Annotated in this window: 23 protein-coding genes and 1 CRISPR repeat array (1 of these 24 cut by a window edge); of the genes, 21 read left to right on the forward strand and 2 right to left on the reverse strand. The window is 46.9% G+C overall.

What is annotated here, in order from left to right; translation table 11 throughout:
• Position 1: a CRISPR direct-repeat array (repeat unit 33 nt) (it extends 430 nt beyond the left edge of the window).
• Between the two features lie 224 nt (positions 2 to 225).
• The 13 genes from rimP to DWX61_RS11740 all read left to right on the forward strand — a co-directional run bounded on the left by rimP (position 226) and on the right by DWX61_RS11740 (position 12,190).
• Positions 226 to 690, forward strand: coding sequence for a ribosome maturation factor RimP (rimP, locus tag DWX61_RS11680; RefSeq protein WP_021650312.1), 465 nt, complete (start codon positions 226 to 228; stop codon positions 688 to 690).
• Between the two features lie 41 nt (positions 691 to 731).
• On the forward strand, positions 732 to 1,925 hold the full coding sequence (gene nusA / locus DWX61_RS11685; protein WP_114001441.1) for a transcription termination factor NusA: 1,194 nt from the start codon (positions 732 to 734) through the stop codon (positions 1,923 to 1,925).
• Positions 1,925 to 2,203 (forward strand): RNase P modulator RnpM, encoded by a 279-nt coding sequence (gene rnpM / locus DWX61_RS11690; RefSeq protein ID WP_015525795.1) that lies wholly within the window; start codon positions 1,925 to 1,927, stop codon positions 2,201 to 2,203. Before nusA ends, rnpM begins: the two co-directional genes overlap by 1 nt.
• Positions 2,190 to 2,507 (forward strand): L7Ae/L30e/S12e/Gadd45 family ribosomal protein, encoded by a 318-nt coding sequence (locus DWX61_RS11695; protein ID WP_118513657.1) that lies wholly within the window; start codon positions 2,190 to 2,192, stop codon positions 2,505 to 2,507. Before rnpM ends, DWX61_RS11695 begins: the two co-directional genes overlap by 14 nt.
• Positions 2,508 to 2,597: 90 nt before the next feature.
• A complete protein-coding gene (gene infB, locus DWX61_RS11700; protein ID WP_330575510.1) occupies positions 2,598 to 5,243 on the forward strand; it encodes a translation initiation factor IF-2 in 2,646 nt (881 codons plus the stop codon).
• Between the two features lie 12 nt (positions 5,244 to 5,255).
• Positions 5,256 to 5,624, forward strand: coding sequence for a 30S ribosome-binding factor RbfA (gene rbfA / locus DWX61_RS11705; protein ID WP_015525797.1), 369 nt, complete (start codon positions 5,256 to 5,258; stop codon positions 5,622 to 5,624).
• Positions 5,625 to 5,633: 9 nt separating this feature from the next.
• Complete coding sequence (locus DWX61_RS11710) at positions 5,634 to 6,590, forward strand: DHH family phosphoesterase (RefSeq protein WP_022426620.1); 957 nt, start codon at positions 5,634 to 5,636, stop codon at positions 6,588 to 6,590.
• A gap of 10 nt (positions 6,591 to 6,600) precedes the next feature.
• Positions 6,601 to 7,488, forward strand: a complete 888-nt coding sequence (truB, locus tag DWX61_RS11715; RefSeq protein ID WP_118513651.1) for a tRNA pseudouridine(55) synthase TruB — start codon at positions 6,601 to 6,603, stop codon at positions 7,486 to 7,488.
• Positions 7,489 to 7,522: 34 nt separating this feature from the next.
• A complete protein-coding gene (locus DWX61_RS11720) occupies positions 7,523 to 8,422 on the forward strand; it encodes a bifunctional riboflavin kinase/FAD synthetase (RefSeq protein ID WP_118625419.1) in 900 nt (299 codons plus the stop codon).
• A gap of 156 nt (positions 8,423 to 8,578) precedes the next feature.
• Entirely contained in the window at positions 8,579 to 8,845 is a 267-nt protein-coding gene (gene rpsO, locus DWX61_RS11725) for a 30S ribosomal protein S15 (RefSeq protein WP_015525801.1), read from the forward strand.
• A 199-nt stretch (positions 8,846 to 9,044) separates the two neighbouring features.
• Positions 9,045 to 11,138, forward strand: a complete 2,094-nt coding sequence (locus tag DWX61_RS11730; RefSeq protein ID WP_118625421.1) for a polyribonucleotide nucleotidyltransferase — start codon at positions 9,045 to 9,047, stop codon at positions 11,136 to 11,138.
• Positions 11,139 to 11,633 carry an anaerobic ribonucleoside-triphosphate reductase activating protein gene (gene nrdG, locus DWX61_RS11735; RefSeq protein WP_330575509.1) on the forward strand — a complete coding sequence of 165 codons (495 nt, stop codon included), beginning with the start codon at positions 11,139 to 11,141 and terminating at the stop codon, positions 11,631 to 11,633.
• Between the two features lie 44 nt (positions 11,634 to 11,677).
• Positions 11,678 to 12,190: a dCTP deaminase/dUTPase family protein gene (locus DWX61_RS11740; protein WP_118513645.1), complete on the forward strand. Its 513-nt coding sequence runs from the start codon at positions 11,678 to 11,680 to the stop codon at positions 12,188 to 12,190.
• Positions 12,191 to 12,282: 92 nt separating this feature from the next.
• On the opposite strand, the gene DWX61_RS11745 is transcribed toward DWX61_RS11740, so the two are convergent.
• Positions 12,283 to 12,657: a DUF1292 domain-containing protein gene (locus DWX61_RS11745; protein ID WP_118513643.1), complete on the reverse strand. Its 375-nt coding sequence runs from the start codon at positions 12,655 to 12,657 to the stop codon at positions 12,283 to 12,285.
• A 268-nt stretch (positions 12,658 to 12,925) separates the two neighbouring features.
• On the opposite strand from DWX61_RS11745, the gene DWX61_RS11750 reads away from it, so the two are divergent.
• The 8 genes from DWX61_RS11750 to DWX61_RS11785 all read left to right on the forward strand — a co-directional run bounded on the left by DWX61_RS11750 (position 12,926) and on the right by DWX61_RS11785 (position 23,229).
• Positions 12,926 to 13,681 carry an exodeoxyribonuclease III gene (locus DWX61_RS11750; protein WP_021977111.1) on the forward strand — a complete coding sequence of 252 codons (756 nt, stop codon included), beginning with the start codon at positions 12,926 to 12,928 and terminating at the stop codon, positions 13,679 to 13,681.
• A gap of 62 nt (positions 13,682 to 13,743) precedes the next feature.
• Positions 13,744 to 15,669: a Type II secretory pathway, pullulanase PulA and related glycosidase gene (locus DWX61_RS11755; protein WP_118625447.1), complete on the forward strand. Its 1,926-nt coding sequence runs from the start codon at positions 13,744 to 13,746 to the stop codon at positions 15,667 to 15,669.
• Entirely contained in the window at positions 15,620 to 16,213 is a 594-nt protein-coding gene (locus DWX61_RS11760) for a DUF5662 family protein (RefSeq protein ID WP_330672010.1), read from the forward strand. Before DWX61_RS11755 ends, DWX61_RS11760 begins: the two co-directional genes overlap by 50 nt.
• A 57-nt stretch (positions 16,214 to 16,270) precedes the next feature.
• On the forward strand, positions 16,271 to 16,849 hold the full coding sequence (locus DWX61_RS11765) for a DUF6553 family protein (RefSeq protein ID WP_118625423.1): 579 nt from the start codon (positions 16,271 to 16,273) through the stop codon (positions 16,847 to 16,849).
• A gap of 141 nt (positions 16,850 to 16,990) precedes the next feature.
• Positions 16,991 to 19,915, forward strand: a complete 2,925-nt coding sequence (locus tag DWX61_RS11770) for an insulinase family protein (RefSeq protein ID WP_118625425.1) — start codon at positions 16,991 to 16,993, stop codon at positions 19,913 to 19,915.
• Between the two features lie 65 nt (positions 19,916 to 19,980).
• Positions 19,981 to 20,889 (forward strand): GTPase Era, encoded by a 909-nt coding sequence (gene era / locus DWX61_RS11775; RefSeq protein ID WP_015525809.1) that lies wholly within the window; start codon positions 19,981 to 19,983, stop codon positions 20,887 to 20,889.
• A gap of 2 nt (positions 20,890 to 20,891) precedes the next feature.
• On the forward strand, positions 20,892 to 21,650 hold the full coding sequence (gene recO / locus DWX61_RS11780; RefSeq protein WP_118625427.1) for a DNA repair protein RecO: 759 nt from the start codon (positions 20,892 to 20,894) through the stop codon (positions 21,648 to 21,650).
• A 184-nt stretch (positions 21,651 to 21,834) separates the two neighbouring features.
• The gene (locus DWX61_RS11785; protein WP_118625429.1) at positions 21,835 to 23,229 is read left to right on the forward strand and encodes a glycine--tRNA ligase; all 1,395 of its coding nucleotides are present in this window, start codon (positions 21,835 to 21,837) and stop codon (positions 23,227 to 23,229) included.
• Between the two features lie 31 nt (positions 23,230 to 23,260).
• Here the strand turns inward: DWX61_RS11785 and DWX61_RS11790 are convergent, their stop codons facing one another.
• Complete coding sequence (locus tag DWX61_RS11790) at positions 23,261 to 24,178, reverse strand: AraC family transcriptional regulator (protein WP_353652874.1); 918 nt, start codon at positions 24,176 to 24,178, stop codon at positions 23,261 to 23,263.
• Positions 24,179 to 24,389: the final 211 nt, after the last annotated feature.

Below are 24,389 nucleotides of genomic sequence, written 5' to 3' on the forward strand. Positions count from 1 at the left end.
AACAAAGAGGAAATCAAACGGTGTGGTACATGGGGTGTTCCCTATGCGGGAACAAAAACCACAAAAACCGGAAATCGCAATTAATACTTGCATTTAACGAACATTGGTGTTACAATGAACGAAACTAAGAACTTGTTGGCATAGGAGTGGGCGAGAGCCCGCTCCTATTTGCTGAGAAGGAATTTGTTCAGAAACAGGCAGAAACAGGAAAGGCAGGTGGGAAGCATGAGCAGACGGGAAGAATATGAACAGAAGACAGAGGCGATCCTTACACCGATCGTGGAGTCCAGGGGCTTTGAACTGGTAGATGTGGAGTATGTCAAGGAAGCCGGAACCTGGTATCTCAGAGGCTATATCGACAAGCCGGGCGGAATCACAGTCAATGACTGCGAGGACGTAAGCCGTGCATTCAGTGATATACTGGATGAGCAGGATTTCATCGAGGACAGCTACATTATGGAGATCAGTTCTCCGGGACTTGACCGGCCTCTTAAAAAAGAAAAAGACTTTAAGAGAAGTCTTGGCAAGCTGGTGGAGATCCGTACCTACCGGCCCATCGAGAAACAGAAAGAATTCTGCGGTATTTTAAATGCATATGATAGTAACAGTGTGACAATCGATGAAGACGGCACAGAACGTACCTTTGATAAAAAAGATATTGCCCTGATTCGTCTCGCGATCGAATTCTAAAAGAGAATCGAATCTGTAAAATTCAGGAGGAAAAAAGAAAAATGAGCAGAGATTTAAGAGATGCGCTGGACGTTCTCGAAAAAGAGAAAAATATCAGTAAGGATACACTGCTGGAGGCAATTGAGCAGTCACTGATCCAGGCATGTAAGAACCATTTCGGAAAGGCAGATAACGTTCACGTTATGATCGATCCGGAGACCTGTGACTTCAGTGTTTACGCTGACAGAACTGTTGTAGAGCATGTGGAGGATCCAGCTCTTGAGATTTCTCTGGTGGATGCACAGAAAACAAACACCAACGCAGAGATCGGCGATGTTATGAAAGTTGAGATCCAGTCCAAGGAATTCGGACGTATCGCAACTCAGAACGCAAAGAACGTCATTCTTCAGAAGATCCGTGAGGAAGAGCGCAAAGTTCTCTACGATCAGTACTACGGAATCGAAAAAGAAGTAGTAACCGGTATTGTTCAGAGAGTAATGGGCAAAAATGTCAGCATCAACCTCGGTAAGGCAGACGCAGTCCTCACAGAGAACGAGCAGGTAAAAGGCGAGACATTCCAGCCGACTGAGCGAGTAAAAGTTTACATCCTTGAGGTAAAGGACACACCGAAGGGACCACGTATCCTGGTTTCCAGAACACATCCTGGTCTTGTAAAGAGACTTTTCGAGTCCGAGGTTGCAGAGGTGAGAGATGGTACCGTTGAGATCAAGAGCATTGCCCGTGAGGCAGGGTCCCGTACCAAGATCGCCGTATGGAGCAACGATCCGGATGTAGATGCTGTGGGAGCATGTGTTGGTATGAACGGCGCCCGTGTAGGTGCGGTTGTCAACGAGCTTCACGGTGAGAAGATCGATATCATCAACTGGGATGAGAACCCGGCGATCCTTATCGAGAACGCATTAAGCCCTGCAAAAGTTATCGCAGTTATGGCTGACCCGGATGAGAAGACCGCACTGGTCGTAGTTCCGGATTACCAGCTTTCCCTTGCTATCGGCAAGGAAGGACAGAACGCACGTCTTGCTGCAAGGCTTACAGGCTTCAAGATTGACATCAAGAGCGAGACACAGGCAAGAGAGTCCGGTGACTTCTACGATGATTACGATGAGGAACACGAGGAAGCAGAGGAAGAAATGACAGAAGAGGCTGTTTCCGAAGAGATTGAAGAAGCAGAGGAAGATACAGAAGAGACAGAAACAGAAGCTGAAGAAACAGCAGATGGAGATGCCGAAGAATAATGAAAACGAGAACCAAGATTCCCATGCGTCAGTGTACCGGCTGCAGGGAAATGAAAAGCAAAAAGGAAATGATACGAGTTCTCAGGACATCAGAGAATGAGATCATCCTGGACGCTACAGGTAAGAAAAACGGACGCGGCGCATACCTTTGTTTCTCAGAGGAATGCCTGGAAAAGGCTATCAAAAACCATGGCCTGGAGCGTTCCTTGAAAATGGCAGTTCCGGATGAAGTGTATCAGAACCTCAAAAAGGAGTTTGGATCAATTGAAAAACAATAAGGTTTTATCACTCATCGGACTTGCGACAAAAGCAGGAAAAACAGTGAGCGGAGAATTTTCCACAGAGAAATCCGTAAAAACAGGAAATGGTTTCCTGGCACTGGTGGCAGATGATGCCTCCGAAAACACAAAAAAGAAATTTCGGAATATGTGTACCTATTATGAAGTTCCGTTATATTTCCTTTCAGACAAAGAGAGCCTGGGCAGAGCAATGGGCAAAGAATTCCGTGCCAGCCTTGCCGTGCAGGACGAAAATTTTGCAAAGGCGATCATGAAGGCGCTGGAAAAAGAATCCGGCAGATAACCTGCATGATACAGGCGTCTGTAAGGAGGTTTGACGTTAGAAATGATAAAAGATAAATTCAACAGATCGGGAAAGGAGCAATATAGACAATTGGATACTCCAAAAACAGAAGAAAAGACAACAACGGTGAATACAGAGGGTAACAAGTCTGAAGCACCGAAAAAGAAAAAAAATATCATCCGTGTATTTCATGCACAGAATGCCAGCGATGGCGGTAAAGGAAGAAGAAAACCGGCAGCGGGCGAGAGAAAGGGACCGGCACGTCCACAGAACGGCGGTCAGAGAAGCACAGGAGCAAACACAAGAAACGGTGAGGCCGGTGAGCAGAGAAACGGTCAGAGTGGACAGAATCGCACTCAGGGCGGAAGAACGCAGGGCAACCGTCCGGAAGGAAGAAGAGACGGAAATCGTGACGGAAGAACCTTCGAAGGAAGAAGAGACGGTGGAAATCGTTTTGGCGGAAACCGTTCCCAGAATGGCGAGGGACGTCCGGCAAGACAGGGCGAGGGAAACAGAGGCCCACGCCAGAATGACGGAAGAGGCGGAAGCCGTTTCAGCGGTGGAGCAAACCGTGGCCAGGGTGGTCAGGGCGGAAGCTTTGAAGGAAGAAGAGACGGAGGAAGCCGTTTCGGCGGCGGAGCAAACCGTGGCCAGGGAGGCCAGGGCGGACGTTCCGAAGGCGGAAGAGGCGGAGATAACCGTTTCGGCGGAGCAAACCGTGGTGGCCAGGGCGGCGGACAGCGTCCGGGACAGAGAAGAAGCGGTGGCTCTTCAGATGCTGTATTCACCCCGGAGCTGACCAAGACATCCAAGGACAGCAAGCGTGAGCGTGACAGAGAGAATAAGAACAAGAAGAAAGAATTCGAGAAAGGTACCCAGGGCGGACGCAGACCAAATCAGGGCGGACGCAGACCGAATTCCAGAATTCCGAAAGCACTTCAGAAACCGAATCCACAGCCGAAGCAGGAAGAGAAGAAACCGGAGATCAAGGAGATCACCATTCCGGAGAAGCTTACTATCCGTGAGCTTGCGGATGCGATGAAGATGCAGCCGTCAGTGATCGTTAAGAAGCTTTTCATGGAAGGGGTCATGGTAACCGTAAACCAGGAGATCGACTTTGAAAAGGCAGAGGAGATCGCACTTGGCTTTGATATCATTGCTGAGAAGGAAGAAAAGGTGGATGTGATCGCAGAGCTCCTCAAAGAGGACGAAGAGGACGAGGATGATATGGTTCCGAGACCTCCGGTAGTCTGTGTTATGGGTCACGTTGACCATGGTAAAACATCTCTTCTGGATGCTATCCGTAATACAAACGTAACCAGAGGCGAGGCCGGCGGAATCACACAGCACATCGGTGCTTACGTGGTAAATATCAAGGGCCAGAAGATCACATTCCTGGATACACCGGGACATGAGGCGTTCACAGCTATGCGTATGCGTGGTGCCAACGCTACAGATATCGCAGTTCTGGTCGTTGCCGCAGACGATGGTGTAATGCCGCAGACAGTAGAGGCAATCAGTCATGCAAAGGCAGCAGGTGTTGAGATCATCGTTGCCATCAATAAGATCGATAAACCAAGTGCAAATGTTGAGCGTGTAAAACAGGAACTTTCCGAGTATGAACTGATTCCTGAGGACTGGGGCGGAAGCACCATCTTTGTTCCGGTGTCCGCACATACAGGAGAAGGAATTGAGAATCTTCTTGAGATGATCCTTCTTACTGCTGAGGTTTCCGAGCTCAAAGCCAATCCGAACCGTGAGGCAAGAGGTCTTGTTATTGAGGCTCAGCTTGATAAGGGTAAAGGACCGGTTGCTACTATTCTTGTTCAGAAGGGTACTCTTCATGTGGGAGATTTTATTGCTGCAGGTGCATGCAACGGTAAGGTACGTGCAATGATGGATGATAAAGGACGTCGTGTAAAAGAGGCAGGTCCGTCTACTCCGGTTGAGATCCTCGGACTTGGCGATGTTCCCAATGCAGGTGAGATCCTGATGTCCTTCGAGAGCGATAAAGAAGCCAAGAACTTTGCAGGCGCATTCGTTACAGAGAACAAGAGCCGTCTTCTCGAGGAGACCAAAGGCAAGCTTTCTCTGGATAACCTGTTTGACCAGATCCAGGCCAGCGATCTTAAGGAGCTTCCGATCATCGTCAAGGCCGATGTACAGGGATCTGTTGAGGCTGTAAAACAGAGTCTTACCAAGCTTTCCAACGAGGAAGTTATCGTTAAGGTGATCCATGGTGGCGTAGGTGCCATCAATGAGTCTGATGTTAGCCTTGCTGCAACATCCAATGCTATCATCATTGGCTTTAACGTACGTCCTGATACCACAGCAAAACAGCTTGCTGAGCAGGAGGGTGTTGACCTTCGACTTTATAAAGTCATTTATCAGGCAATCGAGGATGTAGAGGCAGCCATGAAGGGTATGCTGGATCCTGTATTCGAGGAGAAGGTTATCGGTCACGCAGAGGTTCGTCAGCTGTTCAAGGCATCCGGTGTCGGAACCATCGCAGGAAGCTATGTGCTGGATGGTACATTCCAGCGTAACTGTAAGGTTCGTATCACACGAGGTGAGGACCAGATCTTCGAGGGTGAGCTTGCATCCCTGAAGAGATTTAAGGATGATGTCAAGGAAGTTCGTGCCGGCTATGAGTGCGGCCTTGTATTTAATGACTTTAATGATGTCAAAGAAGAAGATAAAGTCGAAGCATATATCATGGTAGAGGTACCAAGATAGGAGTGATTCGTAATGAGAAAAAACAGCATTAAAAATACACGTGTGAATGGTGCAGTTCAAAAAGAACTCAGCACCATCATACACAGCGAGATCAAGGATCCCAGAATTCATCCGATGACCTCTGTGACAGCTGTTGAGGTGGCACCGGATCTTAAGACCTGCAAAGCCTACATCAGTGTGCTGGGCGAGAAACAGGCCAAGGATTCCACCCTCCGGGGCTTGAAGAATGCAGAGGGCTATGTTCGGAGAGAACTGGCCAGAAGACTGAATCTCCGCAATACACCGGAGATCCGTTTTGTTCTGGATGAGTCTATTGAATATGGTGTAAATATGTCAAAGAAGATCAATGACGTAATGAGTGGGATGGAAACAGAGGAATAGGTGGAAAAAATGAAAAACATTTCAGAAATACTGGAAAATGTAAAAACCGTTGGCATTGGCGGTCACATCCGTCCGGATGGGGACTGCATTGGTTCCTGTATGGCTCTGTATCTCTATATCCGGAAATATTTTCCTGATATAGAAGCAGATGTTTATCTGGAAGACCGAAAACCTGTATTTGATTACATTGACAGAATGGATGAGGTTAAGACAGAAGCAGAAGAAGATAAGGTGTATGATCTTTTTATCACCTGTGATGTCAGCGCACTGGACAGACTTGCAGTTGCCCGGAAATATTTTGATGCAGCAAAAAAGACAGCCTGCATTGACCATCATGTGAGCAATAACGGATTTGCGGATGTCAATCATGTAAGAGGCGAAATCAGCTCTGCCAGTGAAGTTCTTTACGGACTTCTGGATTCAGACAAGATCGATCGTTCCATTGCGGTTCCTATTTATACGGGAATGGCACATGATACCGGCGTGTTCCAGTATTCTTCCACAACACCGGAAACCATGAGGATCGCCGGAGAACTGATGAAAACAGGATTTGATTTCAGCAGGATCATCGATGAGTCCTTTTACCAGAAAACATATCTTCAGAATCAGGTCATGGGACGTGTCCTGGCAGAGAGTATTCTCCTTCAGGGCGGTAAGTGTGTGGTCGGATATCTGAAAAAACGGGAGATGGATTTCTACAGTGTGGAAGGAAAGGATCTGGAGGGAATCGTGAGCCAGCTCCGTCTGACTGCTGGTGTGGAGGTTGCGATCTTTATCTATGAGATGCAGACGCAACTCTTTAAAGTATCTCTCCGTTCCAATGGTAAGGTGGATGTAAGCAAGATTGCCGTATTTTTCGGAGGCGGCGGACATGTGCGTGCGGCCGGCTGTGATATGCAGGGCTCCATGTACGATGTGATCAACAACCTTACCGCTGAAATTGAAAAACAGCTTGCAGAGGAGTAAAGATAAGATCATGGACGGAATACTTGTGATCCGAAAGGAAAAAGGTTATACCTCTCATGATGTTGTTGCAAAGCTGCGTGGGATTCTCCACATGAAAAAGATCGGCCATACCGGGACTCTGGATCCGGCAGCAGAGGGAGTACTTCCTGTTGCACTGGGCAAGGGGACCCGGCTGGTGGAACTTCTTACAGAAAAAGAAAAAACATATGAGGCGGTTTTAAGGCTGGGAGTTTCCACAGATACCCAGGACATGACCGGAGCTGTTCTTTCTGAGAAACCTGTGACCGTCACGGAAGAGGAAGTCCGTGAGGCAGTGGGATCCTTTGTGGGAGAACAGCAGCAGGTCCCTCCTATGTATTCGGCCCTGAAGGTAAACGGAAAGAAGCTTTACGAACTGGCCAGAGAAGGAAAAACCATAGAGCGTAAGCCGCGCCCTGTGGTTTTTTATGAGATAAGGATACTGGATATGGAGCTTCCGCTGGTACGCATAAGCGTTACCTGCAGCAAGGGCACCTATATCCGTACACTTTGCAATGACATCGGAGAAAAATTAGGCTGCGGCGGAGCCATGGAAGAGCTGCTTCGGACCAGGTCCGGAAATTTCACTCTGGAAGAGAGCATGACACTTTCCCAGGTGGAGGAGGCGGTTGCCGATGGGACCATCGGGGAAAAGCTTGTTTCCATCGAGGATGTACTTTCCAAGTATCCGGTCCTTACCTGTACACCGGAGGGAGACAGACTTCTCAATAACGGAAACCCGCTTCCGGAAGAACTGGTACAGGGAGGCAGCAGGGAAGAAAAAGTCCGGATGTATAAAAGCAGCGGAAATTTCACAGGAATATACGGCTGGGATGAAAGAAAACAGAAATACGTACCCATCCGCATGTTTTTTGTATGACACTTTATAAAAACTTGCAGGAGCAGCAGAAGATATGGAATACTTGAAGATCGACGGAGAATTTCCGCGCCTTTCAAAGAGTGCGGTGACACTTGGAAAATTTGATGGCATACACCGTGGACACCAGAAACTGGTGGAGAAGATCCTGGAACAGAAAGAAAAAGGTCTGCAGACAGTCCTTTTTTCTCTTGGCATCGGCAGTCAGATGATCTTTACAAAAGAGGAACGATGTCAGCTTCTTGAGAAAGCAGGCGTGGATGTGCTGATCGAATGTCCGCTGGATAACCGGATCCGTCATATGAAGGCGGAAACCTTTATTAAAGAGATCCTGGTGGGAGATCTTCAGGCGGAGCATGTTGCAGTGGGAGAAGATTTCAGGTTCGGGTATGAACGCAAGGGAACACCACAGCTTCTGGAGACTATGGGAAGGAAGCTTGGCTTTACTGTGGATGTTGTTCCGAAAGAAATGGAAGGCCGCAGAAAGATCAGCAGTACATTTATCCGTGAGGAACTGAAAAAGGGAAATATGGAAAAGGTTAATGATCTGCTGGGAATCCCCTTTTTTGTGGACGGTGTGATCGAACATGGAAGAGGAATGGGACATAAGGTCCTTCTTCCCACTACTAATATCGTTCCTGCAAAAGAAAAGCTGATGCCGCCAAATGGCGTTTATGATACAGTGTCCCATTTTAAGGACAGAACCCTTTGCGGGATCACAAACGTAGGATATAAGCCAACCATCGGAGAGAAATTCCTGGGTGTTGAGACCTATCTTTTTGACTGTGAGGAGGATCTGTACGGAGAGCCCTGCAGAGTGGAATTCTTTCATTATTCCAGACCGGAGAAGCGCTTTTCGTCCATAGAAGCACTAAAGCAGCAGCTCCTGAAGGATGCAGAAAAGGGAAAGGCTTATTTCCGCAGTCTCGAAAAATAAAAACTTTCGGGAAAAACTTTTCGAAAAAAACAGTTTACAGGTCAGAAACCGTGTGCTATACTGTTCGAGGTGAAAAAAGCCAGTATTCAGAAGCCGGAGACTCCGACCACTTCTTAATACCCGGCGTTTGATTAAAATTTCAAGGAGGAAACAACAATGATTTCTAAAGAGAAGAAAACAGCGATCATGAAAGAGTATGCAAGAACAGAGGGTGACACAGGTTCACCGGAGGTTCAGGTTGCAGTTCTTACAGCAAGAATCCAGGAGCTCACAGAGCATCTTAAAACACACCACAAAGATCATCATTCCAGAAGAGGTCTTCTGAAAATGGTAGGTCAGAGACGTGGCCTTCTTGCTTATCTTAAGAAAACAGACATCGAAAGATACCGTGCACTGATTGAGAAATTAGGTTTAAGAAAATAATTGCTACGGGAGGGGCGGATGATTCCATCCGCCCCATTTTAACATGTGTGATAAACACAGACGGAATTACCGCAGGAGTGATTTCCGAGACTACTGAAAAGCCCATTTCCGGTCGAGATCTTTTTTTCAAAGGAAGTGGTCTTTTCAGTTGTTTCGGGCTCCTGTTAGATATTAATATAATAAGAAAAGGAGAACGAATATGTACAAAAGTTATTCCATGGAACTTGCAGGAAGAACACTGACTGTAGATATCGGACGTGTAGCGAAACAGGCCAATGGTGCTGCTCTTATGCACTACGGTGATACTACAGTCCTTGCTACTGCTACCGCATCCAAAGAGCCGAGAGAAGGAATCGATTTCTTTCCGTTAAGTGTTGAGTATGAGGAGAAGATGTATGCAGTAGGAAAGATCCCGGGAGGCTTCAACAAGAGAGAGGGTAAGGCAAGCGAGCATGCGATCCTTACATCCCGTGTTATCGACCGTCCGATGCGTCCGCTGTTTCCAAAGGATTACAGAAATGACGTAACTCTGGTAGATATGGTTATGTCTGTTGATCCGGAATGCAATCCGGAGATCCCGGCTATGCTTGGTTCTTCCATTGCAACCTGTATTTCTGATATCCCATTTGACGGTCCATGCGCAACCACACAGGTTGGTATGATCGACGGCGAGTTTATCATCAACCCAACACTTGCACAGAAGGCAGTTTCTGATCTTCAGCTTACTGTTGCTTCTACAAGAGAGAAGGTTATCATGATCGAGGCCGGAGCTAATGAGATCCCGGAAGATAAGATGATCGAGGCTATCTACAAGGCCCATGAAGTGAACCAGGAGATCATCAGATTCATTGACCAGATCGTAGCAGAGTGCGGAAAAGAGAAACATTCCTACGAGTCCTGTGCAGTACCTCAGGAGCTTTTTGATGAGATCAAGAAGATCGTTCCTCCGGAAGAGATGGAGGTGGCTGTATTCTCTGATGACAAGCAGACACGTGAGAATAACATCAGCGAGATCACTGATAAGCTGAAAGAAGCTTTTGCAGACAATGAGGAATGGCTTGCCGTTCTCGGTGAGGCTGTATATCAGTACCAGAAGAAGACTGTCCGTAAGATGATCCTCAAAGATCATAAACGTCCGGATGGACGTGAAATCAGACAGATCCGTCCGCTGGCTGCAGAGACAGATATCATCCCGAGAGTTCATGGTTCTGCCATGTTCACAAGAGGACAGACTCAGATCTGTACCGTTACCACACTTGCTCCTCTTACAGAGGCACAGCGTCTTGACGGACTGGATGAGTTTGAGACATCCAAGAGATATATGCACCACTACAATTTCCCGTCCTACTCTGTAGGTGAGACCAAGCCTTCCAGAGGACCGGGACGTCGTGAGATCGGTCACGGAGCACTTGCTGAGAGAGCACTGGTACCGGTACTTCCTACAGAGGAAGAATTCCCATATGCGATCCGGACCGTATCTGAGACATTTGAGTCCAACGGCTCCACATCCCAGGCAAGTATCTGTGCATCTACCATGTCACTGATGGCTGCCGGTGTACCGATCAGAAAACCGGTTGCAGGTATTTCCTGCGGACTTGTTACAGGTGAAACAGACGATGATTACATCGTTCTTACAGATATCCAGGGCCTTGAGGACTTCTTCGGAGATATGGACTTCAAGGTAGCCGGAACACATGACGGAATCACAGCGATCCAGATGGATATCAAGATCCATGGTCTTACAAGACCGATCGTTGAGGAAGCGATCCGCAGAACAAAAGAGGCAAGAGAATATATCCTGACAGAAGTTATGGAGAAATGTATCGACAAACCTCGTACAACTGTTGGTGAGTTTGCTCCGAAGATCATCCAGATCCAGATCGACCCGCAGAAGATCGGTGATGTAGTCGGACAGAGAGGAAAGACTATCAATACGATCATCGAGCGTACAGGTGTGAAGATCGACATCACAGATGACGGCGCAGTTTCCATTTGCGGAACAGACCAGAAGGGTATGGATGAAGCAAAACGTATGATCGAGATCATCACTACCGAGTTTGAGGCAGGACAGATCTTTACAGGACGCGTAGTCAGCATCAAAGAGTTTGGCGCATTCCTTGAGTTTGCACCAGGCAAGGAGGGAATGGTACACATTTCCAAGATCTCCAAACAGAGGATCAACCGTGTTGAGGATGTTCTTACACTTGGCGACAAAGTTAAGGTTATCTGCCTTGGCAAGGACAAGATGGGAAGAATCAGCTTCAGCATGAAGGATGTACCGGAAGAAGCATAAATGATGAGATACCACAATATTACCAAGGACGATATGTTAAACGGAGACGGACTTCGTGTAGTGCTCTGGGTAGCCGGCTGTTCACACGGCTGCCGGGAGTGTCAGAATCCCATTACCTGGGATCCGAATGGAGGTCTGCCCTTTACGGACAGCGAGCGAGCTGAGATATTTGCAGAGCTGGACAAGGATTATATCAGCGGGATCACCTTCTCAGGAGGCGATCCTCTGCATCCTTCCAATATCGCTGAGGTAACAGCTCTTGCACGAGAGATCAGAGAGAAGTATCCGGATAAGACGATCTGGCTGTATACGGGTTCTCTCTGGGAAGAAATCCAGCAGTACGAGATCATCCATTATCTGGATGTATGCGTGGACGGGGAATTTCAGGTGGATAAGAAAGAAGTTCTTCTGAAATGGAAAGGCTCCTCAAATCAGAGGGTGATCGATGTACAGGCGTCACTTCGTGAGAACCGTGTGGTTCTGTATGCGGAGTGATCAGAGGTTTTTTCTGAAATTACCTATTGGGAGTGGAACGAAAAATGAAAAGAATTGCGAAATTTCACAAGGTAAGTTTTGAACAGTTTGCAAAGGACTGGAAAGATACCTTTGAACAGTATTCAGAAGAGGAAATCCGAAATATCTACGACAGTCTGAAGCTTCCGAAGAGAGCTACGACCGGAAGTGCAGGATATGATTTTTATGCACCTGTGGATGTGGCCATGAAGCCAGGTGAGATCGTAAAGATACCGACCGGTATCCGTGTAGAGATGGAAGAGGGCTGGGTCCTGAAATGTTATCCGAGAAGCGGACTGGGATTTAAATTCCGGCTGCAGTTGAATAACACAGTGGGAATCATTGACAGCGATTATTTCTTTTCTGACAACGAAGGCCATATTTTTTCCAAACTGACCAACGATACAAGAGAAGATAAAACTATCCAGATCCCGGCAGGAACTGGTTTCATGCAGGGAATCTTTGTAGAATACGGAATCACCGTGGATGACGATGCGGACGCAGTAAGAAACGGTGGCTTCGGAAGTACCACAAAATAAAACGAAAGCCCGGAAGGTAGAGGTGTGATGACTACACACATCCGATTTCCGGGCTTGTTTTGTGTAATTACTATCTTTGGTAAATGTCCTGTTTAGCTGAGAAGTGTGTCGGCTTCCTCGTCTGCACGTGCTTTTTCCACGACTGCGTTAAAGGCATTTGCGGCAGCGTCGTACTCTTCATCATCTTCGATGTTTGCCAGCATCGGATCGCCGTCTGCTGTGCGGGAGAAGCTGTAGAGATAAACCTCACCGGTCTCATTCTGGCCGTTTTCATCCAGTGGGAGAAGTGCGATATATTCTTTGTTCTCTACAGGGAAAATAGTAAGGATGGCACATTCTACCTCAGTATCATCATCCATAGTCAGGGTGATGGTATGATGTGCCTCATCTACCCTGCTTTCACAGTTAGCTGTGCAGGAAGCGCAGTCACTTGGTGCACATCCGCTTTTGTTAAATTCATCACTCATAAAAGAAATCCTCCGTTCTGCTGCTGCCTGTAAATAAGAGGGCAGCTCTGCATGATATAGAGAACATTTTAACATATATGACGTAGAACAGCAACAAAATAGTTATTGTTCACTTGTAGTATTCCGCAAAGCGTGTTACTGAGAACGGAGTGAACAGTAATACAAAATATTTGAGAGCCTGAGAAAACTTTCAAAATATTTTTGCTTAATCCGACAATGTGAGATATAATAAAAATATGACGAAAAAATGAGGAGAAAATATAAAAATATGAAATTTATTTCCTGGAATGTAAATGGGATCCGGGCCTGTATCACCAAGGGCTTTGAGGAACGCTTTCATGAGCTGGATGCGGATATTTTCTGCCTGCAGGAGACGAAATGCCAGCAGGGACAGGTGAAACTGGAACTTCCCGGATATCATCAGTACTGGAACTACGCAAACCGCAGAGGCTATTCAGGTACAGCCATTTTTACAAAGAGGGAGCCATTGTCTGCAGTTTACGGGATTGGGATAGAGGAACATGATAAAGAAGGACGTGTCATCACGCTGGAATTCGAAGAGTATTATTTTGTGACTGTATATACTCCCAACTCCCAGAGCGAGCTCCGCCGTCTGGAATACCGTATGAAATGGGAAGAGGATTTCCTGGCTTATCTCCTGAAACTGCAGGAGAAGAAACCGGTGATCTGCTGTGGCGACCTTAATGTGGCGCATCAGGAGATCGATCTCAAGAATCCGAAGACCAACCGCAAAAATGCAGGCTTTACTGATGAAGAGAGAGCCTGCTTTACCAGAGCTCTCGAGAGCGGCTTTATTGATACATTCCGCTATTTTTATCCGGATAAAGAGGGTGTTTACTCCTGGTGGTCCTATCGCTTCCGTGCACGAGAGAAGAATGCCGGCTGGCGTATTGACTATTTCCTTGTTTCCCCTTCCCTGAAAGAAAAGCTTCAGGATGCGAAGATCCACGGAGAAATCATGGGATCCGATCATTGCCCGGTTGAGCTGGATATTGATCTGTGACGGATTCGGCGAAAAGGATTTCTATGGATTTGAATAATAAAAAGGGAAAAGGAGGAGTTGCTTTGGCAAGCCGCAGATTAGGTCGAGTGGAGAAAGGTCAGCCGCTGATACTTGGAGCCAACAAAATGGAGGGCGGTTATAATTTTGCAGTGGAGGCATCGGAAGATTCCGAAGTGTCCCTGCTTTTATATAAAAAAAGAGGAGCTGCCTCACCGGTGGAGATCGTTTTTCCAAAGGATTTCCATACAGGACGTGTGTGGGCACTGAAGCTGTGCAGTGCTTCTCTGAAGGATTTTGAATATAATTATAAAATAGACGGTGAGATCGTGCAGGATCCGTATGCATACGGACTTCACGGGAGAGAGCATTTCGGAGTACCTTACGATCCGGAAAAGGAGGTCCGCTGTCGTTTCCTTAATGAGAATGTTTCCGGCTGGGAAAATGAAACTGCACCGGCAGTAGAATATGAAAATATGATCCTGTACAAGCTTCATGTCCGTGGTTATACGAAGCTTGCCAGAAAGATGGTTTCCCATAAGGGGACCTTTCTTGGCCTGACAGAGATGATCCCTTACTGGAAAGAACTTGGGATCAATGCCATTGAACTGATGCCTGCCTATGAATTTTGTGAGGTTCCGATCAGTAAACCGAAGGAAAGCAGTGAACACATCAAGACTCGCCGAAAGGAAAATGTAGTGAATTACTGGGGCTATGCATCCGGTTTTTATTTCAGCCCGAAGAGTGCTTACTGCAGTACCAGAGAACCGGAGCAGGAATTTCGGTATATGATCCGGGAACTGCACAAGAACGGCATTGCCTGTATCATGGAATTCTATTTTCCAGAGGAAACAGACAGCCTGATGGCTCTTCGAGCCCTGCAGTTCTGGAGAGATTTTTACCATGTAGATGGATTTCATGTGCTGGGAGAGGGATTTAACCGGGAGATGCTTCTTCGGGACGGAATCCTTTCCGGAGCAAAACTGATCTTTCAGGGCTTTGATTTTGATCATTTTTACAGAGGAAAGCTTCCGGCCAGACGTTGCGGAGCGGAGAGCAATATGAATTTTCTCCAGGATATGCGCCGTTTCCTGAAAAGCGATGAAGGTATGGTGGAGGCTGCAGCATGGCATATCCGTCATAACAGCGAGAATCATGGAGTGATCAATTACATGGTCTGCCAGGATGGATTTACCATGAATGACCTGGTGAGCTACAATTATAAGCATAATGAGGCCAATGGCGAGGGCAATCTGGACGGAAGCAGCTATAATTATTCCTGGAACTGCGGTGTGGAAGGTCCTACCCGTAAGGTTTCCGTCCGTCAGATGAGGGAGCGCCAGATCAAAAATGCCTTTCTGATGATGCTGTTGAGTCAGGGTGTTCCCATGATCTATCACGGTGATGAATTCGGCAATTCCCAGAGCGGAAACAATAATGCCTACTGTCAGGATAATGCTACCGGATGGACAGACTGGAAGGGCTTTTCCAGAAACCAGGGACTGAGGGAATTTGTAAAGGATGCCATTGCTTTTCGTAAGGCCCATCCCGTTCTTCATATGCCGGTGGAACTGAAAGGGGTAGATTATCTGACCAAGGGGTTCCCGGATGTGTCTCTTCACGGGGAACGTGCCTGGTATCTGAGCTATGAGAATACCAGCAGGCTTCTCGGTATGATGTACTACGGAGCCTATGCAAGGGAAAAAGAGGATCTGGAGGCTGCAGAGGATGATTTTATTTACATCGGCTATAATTTCCACTGGGAAAACCGAAGCCTTGCTCTGCCCAATCTCCCGGAAGGTATGTGCTGGAAAAAAATCGCAGATACCTCTCTTCACGGAACAGGATTCTGTCTGGAAGAGGAAGAAGAATATAAAAAATCAATCGAAATAGGTCCCCGTGCCATTGTGGTATTGCTGGGCAGACAGGAGGCGGAGAAAGATGCGATCATGGCACCCGTGGCTGCACTTCAGGACCATCACGAAGCATAAGCTTCTGGTGATGAAGTACTGTTTTCGTATCGGGTTATATAAGCAGGGGTTACTTCATGACCTGTCCAAATATTCCCCGACGGAATTTCTGGTAGGCTGTAAATATTATCAGGGGACAAGAAGTCCTAATAACGCAGAACGTGAGGCAACCGGCGTATCCATGTCCTGGCTGCACCATAAGGGAAGAAACAGACACCATTTTGAACATTGGGTAGACTATTCCCTTGACGGTGAGCATGTGATCATGGGAGCCAGAATGCCCAGAAAATATGTAGCGGAAATGGTCATGGACCGGATCAGTGCATCCAGAAATTATCTGGGAGAGGAATATACCTATCATGAACCATTGCAGTATTTTCTGAAAAGCAAGGAGAAGCTGTGGTTTATCCACCCACAGACAAAGAAAGAACTGGAAGGGCTTCTCCGGATCCTGGATAAATACGGAGAGGATAAGACCCTGTGGTATATCCGTAATGTATATCTATGTGATAACCGCGGAAAAAGAGTGAAAAGCCCCGGGAAAAAGCTTCGAAATCACAGATAGGGGTGTATTTTTGGCAGGTTGTCTGATATAATATTCAGATATCAGGAGGAAGAATGAATGGATACACCAACAATTGCGAAATACTATAGAGAGAAAGATCCCATGGAGCGTCTGAAGCTTCTGGAGCAGTCCATTGCAGCAGGAGAAGAACCGGAAGAAAACAGGATCCGCAAGGAACTCTGGGAAATCCGTTACAGCGATAAAGCTGAGACTGGTGATACCAGGGCAGACGGTTATCTCGGTCTCTGGATGACCATGGAGTTTAACCGGAATTCCGCTTCCAGATTCTTTGGTACAAGAAGTGCGAAGAAAGAGATAGGCAAGTATCTTAAGAAACTGAAATTTCAGGAACTCCAGGAAAGGGGCGGCCTTTATGAGGAGCTTCTTTACCGGGAATGCTGTCATCTGGTTCTGGTCTACATGGATCTCTGTCAGACAGATAAATCCTATAACACAATGATTTTCGGCCTGATCCACATCAAGGAGGACAGTGCGAAGGCCAAGGTCCAGAGAGACATCAGGGAAACAGCTGTGGAGCTTCCGGCTAATCTTGGAATGGAAGCTGAGCTTGGAATCATCACAAGAGCTGCCAGAGAGATCTACAGACAGTATTATCCCAACGAAGGAAACATTTAGGAGGCCGGAGCGCTTCCGTTTCAGGCTGTCTGAATACTCAGGCAGCCTTTTGTTGCCATGCATCCGATAAAATATTCTGAGACTGTTTGAACGAAGATTCATATCGGGTGTGAATAGAAACATTCAGGAGGTTACTATTTTATGAATCCCAATCATCTGAACGCATATGAAGTCCTGAAGGAAGAAGAGCTTCAGGATATTCATTCAAAAGGATGGCTTCTGAGACACAAAAAAACAGGAGCCAGAGTGATGCTCATCGAGAATAGTGATGAGAATAAGGTTTTTAACATTGCATTCCGTACACCGCCGAAAAACAGTACAGGTGTTGCTCATATACTGGAACACAGCGTACTGTGCGGCTCCAGGGAATTTCCGCTTAAGGATCCTTTTGTGGAGCTGGTAAAAGGTTCTCTTAATACCTTCCTTAATGCCATGACCTATCCGGATAAGACCTGCTACCCGGTAGCAAGCTGCAATGACCGGGATTTCCAGAATCTGATGCATGTATATCTGGATGCAGTATTCTATCCGAATATTTACAAAAAAGAAGAGATCTTCCGTCAGGAAGGCTGGAACTACCATCTGGAGAAAAAAGAAGGCCCGCTGAAATACAACGGTGTCGTTTACAATGAAATGAAGGGTGCTTTTTCCTCACCGGATGATGTTCTGGAGCGAGAGATCATGAATTCGCTGTTCCCGGATACAACCTATGGCTGTGAGTCCGGCGGAGATCCTGTAAATATTCCGGATCTCAGCTATGAGGAATTTCTGGATTTCCACAGACAGTACTATCATCCGTCCAACAGCTTTATCTATCTCTACGGAAACATGGATATGGAGGAGAAGCTGGAATTTCTTGACAGCCATTATCTGTCTGCCTTTGATTCTCTTGCCATTGATTCTGAGATCCGGGATCAGGAAACCTTTGCTCAGGTAAAGGACATTCAGAAGCCTTATCCGGTATCAGAGGATGAGGGAGAAGAGGATAACACCTATCTTTCCTACAATATGGTTGTGGGTGAAGCGGCAGATATCAACCTGAGTCTTGCTTTCGAGGTTCTGGATTATGCTCTCCTGAGCGCACCGGGTGCACCACTGAAGCAGGCACTTCTGGATGCAAAGATCGGCAAAGATATTTACGGCTCCTTTGAGGATGGCATCAAGCAGACTTATTTTTCCATTGTAGCAAAAGGAGCAAACTTAAACCAGAAAGAGGAATTCATAAAGGTGATCCGTGACACTCTCACAAAGATCGCAGAGGAGGGAATTGATAAAAAGGCAGTAACAGCCGGGATCAATTACTACGAATTCCGTTTTCGCGAAGCAGATTTTTCTTCTTATCCGAAGGGACTGATGTATGGCCTGGATATTTTAAGCAGCTGGCTTTATGATGATACGAAGCCGTTCTGCGAGGTGCAGCTTCTGGAGGGCTTTGAGTTCCTTAAGAAAGCCCTGGAAGAGGGATATTTTGAGGAGCTGATCCGGAAATATCTTCTGGATAATACCCATGGTGCGATCCTTTCTCTGGTACCGGAGAAGGGCCTTGCAGCAAAGAGAGATAAGGAACTGGAAGAAAAGCTGGAGAATTACAGAAAGAGCCTTTCTGATGAAGAGCTTACCCGGATGGTAGAGCACACCAAAGCGCTGGAGGCTTATCAGGAAGCAGAGGAAGCTCCGGAAGCTCTGACCTGCATCCCTATGCTCTCCAGAGAAGACATCAAAAAAGAGATCACAGGGCTGACAAACGAGGAGCACCACGTAGCTGATAGCCTGTTTCTGTATCATGATGTGTGCACCAATGGTATCGGTTATGCAGACCTTCTTTTTGAAATCCATGACTTTGATGTTGACACAGTCCATTATCTGGGACTTCTGAAATCCGTGCTTGGTGCAGTGGATACGGAGAATTACACTTATGGCGAGCTGTTTAATGAAGTGAATGCGAGAACCGGCGGTATTGCCTATGGAATCGAGGTTTTTGATGATGCCCAGGATACCGATGCATTCCGTGCCATGTTTGCCGTAAGAGGAAAAGCGTTATATCCGGAGATGGATTTCATGTTTTCCATGATCCGGGAGGTTCTTACAACTTCGAAGCTGGATGACACCAAACGTCTCTATGAGATCATTGCCAGAGTGAGATCCAGAGCCCAGGCCAGCCTTGCAAGTGCAGGCCATTCCACAGCAGTTCTCCGTGGTGCTTCCTACGCATCTCCGATGGCGGCATTCCAGGATGAGATGGCAGGAATCGGATATTATCAGTTTATCGAAAAACTGGAAAAGGATTTTGACAGCTGCAAGGATGAAATCGTGAAAAATCTCCGTAAGGTGATGGAAGAGGTCCTTCGTCCGGAGAATTTCTGTGTAAGCTATACCGGAGAGAGAGAATCTCTGGATGTAGTAAAAACACAGGCTGCCGGGATCAAAAAAGTCCTGTTTAACGGACAGAAGCCGGAGCCTGTGAAGCAGGCCCCCTGCATAAAGAAAAACGAAGCCTTCAAGACCTCCGGCCAGGTCCAGTATGTGGCACAGAACGGAAACTTCCGCAAAAAAGGCCTGGAGTATACCGGCGCACTGGAAATCCTGAAAGTGATCTTAAGCTACGATTATCTCTGGATCAACCTTCGTGTAAAGGGTGGAGCGTATGGCTGCATGAGCGGCTTTAAGAGAAACGGGGAGAGCTTCCTGGTATCCTACCGTGATCCCCATCTTAAGAGAACCCTGGAAGTATACCAGGGCGTGCCGGATTATATCCGTGCCTTTGAGGCTGATGAGCGTGAGATGACAAAATATATCATCGGAACGATCAGCAACAAGGATGTGCCAAGAACCCCGCAGATGCAGGGAAGTATCTCAAAAACCGCATATTTCTCCAAGGTTACAGAGGATATGCTCCAGAAGGAAAGAAATCAGATCCTCGGAGCGCAGAAGGAGGATATCCAGAAACTGGCAGCTCTTGTAGAAGCAGTACTTTCCGATGATCAGATATGCGTAGTGGGAAGTGAGACTGCAATAGAGAATGCAGAAGATGTATTCATGGAAGTGAAGCCACTGATCGGCTGCTGAGAAACAAAGCCTGCTATCCGTTAAATGGGATAGCAGGCCGTGAAAGAATTATGAGAGGATAAAGAATGGATAACAATTTTAGATCAGGCTTTGTTGCGATCATTGGAAGACCGAATGTTGGAAAATCCACGCTGATGAACCATCTTATCGGACAGAAGATCGCCATCACATCAAACAAGCCACAGACAACCAGAAACAAGATACAGACCGTGTACACCTGTGATGAGGGACAGATCGTATTTCTGGACACACCGGGTATCCACAAGGCAAAAAACAAGCTCGGGGAATACATGGTACAGGTTGCGGAGAGAACCCTGAAGGAAGTAGATGCCATTATGTGGCTGGTGGAGCCGTCCACATTCGTAGGTGCGGGAGAGCGCCACATTGCCGAGCAGCTGCAGAAGGTTGGAGTTCCTGTGATTCTCATCATCAACAAGATCGATACGGTAAAAAAAGAAGAGCTTCTTCCTGCGATCGATACCTACCGTAAGATCTGTGATTTTGCAGAGATCATTCCCTGCTCTGCCCTCCGCGGAAAAAACACACAGGATATCATTCCAAGTATTTTCAAATATCTTCCGTACGGACCGATGTTCTATGATGAGGATACAGTTACCGACCAGCCTCAGCGCCAGATCGCCGCAGAAATCATCCGTGAGAAGGCTCTGCATGCATTGGATGAGGAAATCCCTCACGGGATCGCCGTTGCCATCGACCGTATGAAGAAACGTCCGGGAAGAAGCAACATCATAGATATTGATGCGACCATCATCTGCGAGCGTAATTCCCACAAAGGCATCATCATCGGAAAACAGGGTGCCATGCTGAAAAAGATCGGAAGCAATGCCCGCTATGAGCTGGAGCGTATGCTGGAAGCAAAGGTAAACCTAAAGCTCTGGGTCAAGGTGACTAAGAACTGGAGAGACAGTGATTTCCTGATCAAGAACTTTGGATATGATAAGAAAGAAATCTGAAAATGAGTGATCTGATTACCGTACAGGGAGTGGTACTTTCTGCCATGCCGGTAGGGGATTATGACAAGCGGATCGTCCTTCTCACAAGAGAGAGGGGGAAGATATCCGCTTTTGCCAAGGGAGCGAGACGACAGAACAGTCCGTTCATGGCAGCAGCTAACCCGTTTGTATTCGGAAGCTTTACTCTTTATGAGGGAAGGACAAGCTATAATCTGAACCAGGTCAGCGTGCAGCATCATTTTGTGGAGCTGGCTACCCGGCAGCCGGGGGTTTACTATGGATATTATTTTCTGGAGCTGGCAGATTATTTTGGCAAAGAAGGAACGGATGAGAAGGAGATGATGAATCTTCTCTATGTGACCATCAAAGCCATTTTGAATCCTCATATAGAAGATCGGCTGGTGCGCTGTATCTATGAACTGCGGACTATGGTGATCCAGGGCGTGATGCCGCAGCTGTTCCAGTGTGCGGGCTGCGGGAGAGAGCTTACGGAGGAAGAAACAGGAGAACTTTTTTTCTCCCAGGACGAGCATGGGATCCTGTGTGCAGACTGCAAAACGATGGCCATGGACAGGAAACGGATCTCAGCGGCTGCCCTGTATGCTATGCGCTACATAGCCGTGTCCCCCTTAGCAAAACTGTATACGTTTACTGTGCGGGATGATGTGCTGCGGGAACTGGAACGCCACATTTACCGGTATACGGAACTGAATACAGACAAACGATTTAAAAGTCTGGAGATCCTGGAAATGATGAGATAGATCCCTGCCGGCTGCGGAATAACCGTAACTCAAAAGCAGGACAGGATGCAACGCGTATGGAAATATCCTTGAAAAATCATGAGGATACTAGTATAATAAGACCAAAAATGTAAAAAAGGCAGCTTTTTCCGGGGTTTTCCGGACGCATTTGGCGGAACAGCTGCAAGTCAAGAGGAGAGAAATCATGGAAAAGACAATGGAAAAGATCGTAGCTCTTGCAAAAGCCAGAGGATTTGTTTACCCGGGTTCCGAGATCTACGGCGGCCTGGCAAACACATGGGATTATGGAAATCTTGGTGTAGAGCTTAAAAATAACGTAAAACGTGCATGGTGGCAGAAATTTATTCAGGAGTCTCCGTACAATGTAGGTGTTGACTGTGCGATCCTTATGAATCCGCAGACATGGATAGCTTCCGGACATCTTGGCGGATTTTCTGATCCTCTTATGGACTGTAAAGAGTGCCACGAGCGTTTCCGTGCAGATAAGCTCATTGAGGACTTCTGTGCAGAGCATGACATTGCCATTGAGGGAAGCGTAGATGCATGGTCCCAGGAGAAGATGATGGAGTTCATCAAGGAACACGAGGTAGGATGTCCGAGCTGTGGTAAACACAACTTCACAGATATCCGTCAGTTCAACCTGATGTTCAAGACATTCCAGGGTGTTACCGAGGATGCCAAGAATACTGTATATTTAAGACCGGAGACTGCACAGGGTATTTTCGTAAACTTCAAGAACGTACAGAGAACATCCCGTAAAAAGATTCCGTTTGGTATCGGCCAGATCGGTAAATCCTTCCGTAACGAGATCACACCGGGTAACTTCACATTCCGTACCCGTGAGTTCGAGCAGATGGAGCTTGAGTTCTTCTGTGAGCCGGATACAGATCTTGAGTGGTTTGCATACTGGAAGAAGTTCTGCCTTGACTGGCTGAGTGCTCTCGGACTTAAGGATGATGAGGTTCGTTACCGTGACCATGATAAGGAAGAGCTGAGCTTCTACAGCAAGGCTACCACAGATGTGGAATTCCTTTTCCCATTCGGATGGGGTGAGCTCTGGGGAATCGCTGACAGAACAGATTATGACCTGACACAGCATCAGAATGTATCCGGCCAGGATCTCACATACTTTGATGATGAGAAGAAACAGAAATATATCCCATACGTTATCGAGCCATCACTTGGAGCAGACCGTATGGTACTTGCTTTCCTCTGCAGCGCTTACGATGAGGAAGTTCTGGATGCAGAGAAGAACGATGTCCGTACAGTCCTTCATTTCCATCCGGTACTTGCACCGGTTAAGATCGGTGTGCTTCCGCTTTCCAAGAAGCTTAACGAGGGTGCTGAGAAGATCTACCAGCAGCTTTCCAAGAAGTACAACTGTGAGTACGATGACCGTGGAAATATCGGTAAACGTTACCGCAGACAGGATGAGATCGGTACTCCGTTCTGTATCACTTATGACTTCGAGTCTGAAAATGACGGTGCAGTTACAGTCCGTGACCGTGACACTATGGAGCAGGTACGTGTGAAGATTGATGAGCTTGACGCATATTTTGCTGATAAATTTACATTTTAAGTAAATATATTTTTTAATAAAAAACCTCCGGCTATTTTCTGTCCGGAGGCTTTTTTTCAACAAGTCTGTTTTTCATCCGCCAGTTTCTTGGCGAAATTCCGTATATATTTTTGAAAGCCCGGGAAAAATGCAGCTGATTGGGATATCCGACTGCATTTCCGATATCTGCGATAGACAGGGCTGTGATCTTAAGAAGTTCTGCAGCTTTGGTCATGCGATAGCTGATCAGAAAATCCTGGGGAGAACGTCCGATGGTGTCGTGGAAGATCTTACCGAAGTAGCTTCGGTTCAGGCCGCAGCAGGCTGCGATATCCTCAATGGAAATATCATTCTGGAAATTCTGTTCAATAAAAGAGAGCGCTTCCTTGATATAAAAATCACGGATACTTCCATCCTGTTTCATGCGGACAGTTTCAGCAGAGCGCATAAAGTAATCCAGAAAAAGCCAGGTATGTCCGATAAGATGGAAGGGTGATTCCTGGGAATTATGGCTGATATAAAGCATTTCCTCCATCATTTTCTGACGGAGATCTGCAGAGTGGCTGTGATAGACCGGATGGTCCTGACTTAAACCTGCAGTTTCCACGATCTCTTTTGCCCGGAGTCCGTCAAATTCCACCCAGGTGTACTCCCATGGAAAGTCGGTATCTGCAATGTAGGTGTTGATCTGACCGGGAAAAAGCATGAAACCCTGGCCGCTTTTTACCTGATAGGTGATGGTCTCTCCTGCGGAATTGTCTGCCATCAGAGTTCCTGTACCGGAGATCACATAATGAAAAATATAATGGTTTCGTGCGGCCGGGCCGAATGAATGTGCCGGAGTGCAGTGCTCCCAGCCGTATTGATATAGTCCGATATCAACAAAGTTTTCATTTGGAAAAACGGAGAAGAGAAGGTCATTCATATTTTTATCCTTTAGGCGCATGATTTTGTCAGGTTTCAGTAACATTATACAGTGACATGCTCCCACCACTTAAATCTTACGATTTTGAAGTGGGGGCTTCCTGCTCGATTACCCTTTAGGGCAAAGCTAAAACAGGCTATCCCCGCGTGTCCCGCGGTTTTGTTTTTTATGTTTATCCGGTTACGGATTTTTTTCTTGTGCCGTCAGGCACATTCTTTATAGATTCTTTTTCCTTCTTCACGGATGTTGACTGCTG

It is taken from the genome of Ruminococcus sp. AF20-12LB, from assembly GCF_003478985.1.
Taxonomy (GTDB): domain Bacteria; phylum Bacillota; class Clostridia; order Lachnospirales; family Lachnospiraceae; genus Blautia_A.

What these genes read in the sequence shown, in the direction of transcription:
- rimP (WP_021650312.1), top strand. Translation starts at nt 226, where the DNA reads ATGAGCAGACGGGAAGAATATGAACAGAAGACAGAGGCGATCCTTACA.
- nusA (WP_114001441.1), top strand. Translation starts at nt 732, where the DNA reads ATGAGCAGAGATTTAAGAGATGCGCTGGACGTTCTCGAAAAAGAGAAA.
- rnpM (WP_015525795.1), top strand. Translation starts at nt 1,925, where the DNA reads ATGAAAACGAGAACCAAGATTCCCATGCGTCAGTGTACCGGCTGCAGG.
- rbfA (WP_015525797.1), top strand. Translation starts at nt 5,256, where the DNA reads ATGAGAAAAAACAGCATTAAAAATACACGTGTGAATGGTGCAGTTCAA.
- DWX61_RS11710 (WP_022426620.1), top strand. Translation starts at nt 5,634, where the DNA reads ATGAAAAACATTTCAGAAATACTGGAAAATGTAAAAACCGTTGGCATT.
- truB (WP_118513651.1), top strand. Translation starts at nt 6,601, where the DNA reads ATGGACGGAATACTTGTGATCCGAAAGGAAAAAGGTTATACCTCTCAT.
- DWX61_RS11720 (WP_118625419.1), top strand. Translation starts at nt 7,523, where the DNA reads ATGGAATACTTGAAGATCGACGGAGAATTTCCGCGCCTTTCAAAGAGT.
- rpsO (WP_015525801.1), top strand. Translation starts at nt 8,579, where the DNA reads ATGATTTCTAAAGAGAAGAAAACAGCGATCATGAAAGAGTATGCAAGA.
- DWX61_RS11730 (WP_118625421.1), top strand. Translation starts at nt 9,045, where the DNA reads ATGTACAAAAGTTATTCCATGGAACTTGCAGGAAGAACACTGACTGTA.
- nrdG (WP_330575509.1), top strand. Translation starts at nt 11,139, where the DNA reads ATGATGAGATACCACAATATTACCAAGGACGATATGTTAAACGGAGAC.
- DWX61_RS11740 (WP_118513645.1), top strand. Translation starts at nt 11,678, where the DNA reads ATGAAAAGAATTGCGAAATTTCACAAGGTAAGTTTTGAACAGTTTGCA.
- DWX61_RS11745 (WP_118513643.1), bottom strand. Translation starts at nt 12,657, where the DNA reads ATGAGTGATGAATTTAACAAAAGCGGATGTGCACCAAGTGACTGCGCT.
- DWX61_RS11750 (WP_021977111.1), top strand. Translation starts at nt 12,926, where the DNA reads ATGAAATTTATTTCCTGGAATGTAAATGGGATCCGGGCCTGTATCACC.
- DWX61_RS11760 (WP_330672010.1), top strand. Translation starts at nt 15,620, where the DNA reads ATGCGATCATGGCACCCGTGGCTGCACTTCAGGACCATCACGAAGCAT.
- DWX61_RS11765 (WP_118625423.1), top strand. Translation starts at nt 16,271, where the DNA reads ATGGATACACCAACAATTGCGAAATACTATAGAGAGAAAGATCCCATG.
- DWX61_RS11770 (WP_118625425.1), top strand. Translation starts at nt 16,991, where the DNA reads ATGAATCCCAATCATCTGAACGCATATGAAGTCCTGAAGGAAGAAGAG.
- era (WP_015525809.1), top strand. Translation starts at nt 19,981, where the DNA reads ATGGATAACAATTTTAGATCAGGCTTTGTTGCGATCATTGGAAGACCG.
- recO (WP_118625427.1), top strand. Translation starts at nt 20,892, where the DNA reads ATGAGTGATCTGATTACCGTACAGGGAGTGGTACTTTCTGCCATGCCG.
- DWX61_RS11785 (WP_118625429.1), top strand. Translation starts at nt 21,835, where the DNA reads ATGGAAAAGACAATGGAAAAGATCGTAGCTCTTGCAAAAGCCAGAGGA.
- DWX61_RS11790 (WP_353652874.1), bottom strand. Translation starts at nt 24,178, where the DNA reads ATGTTACTGAAACCTGACAAAATCATGCGCCTAAAGGATAAAAATATG.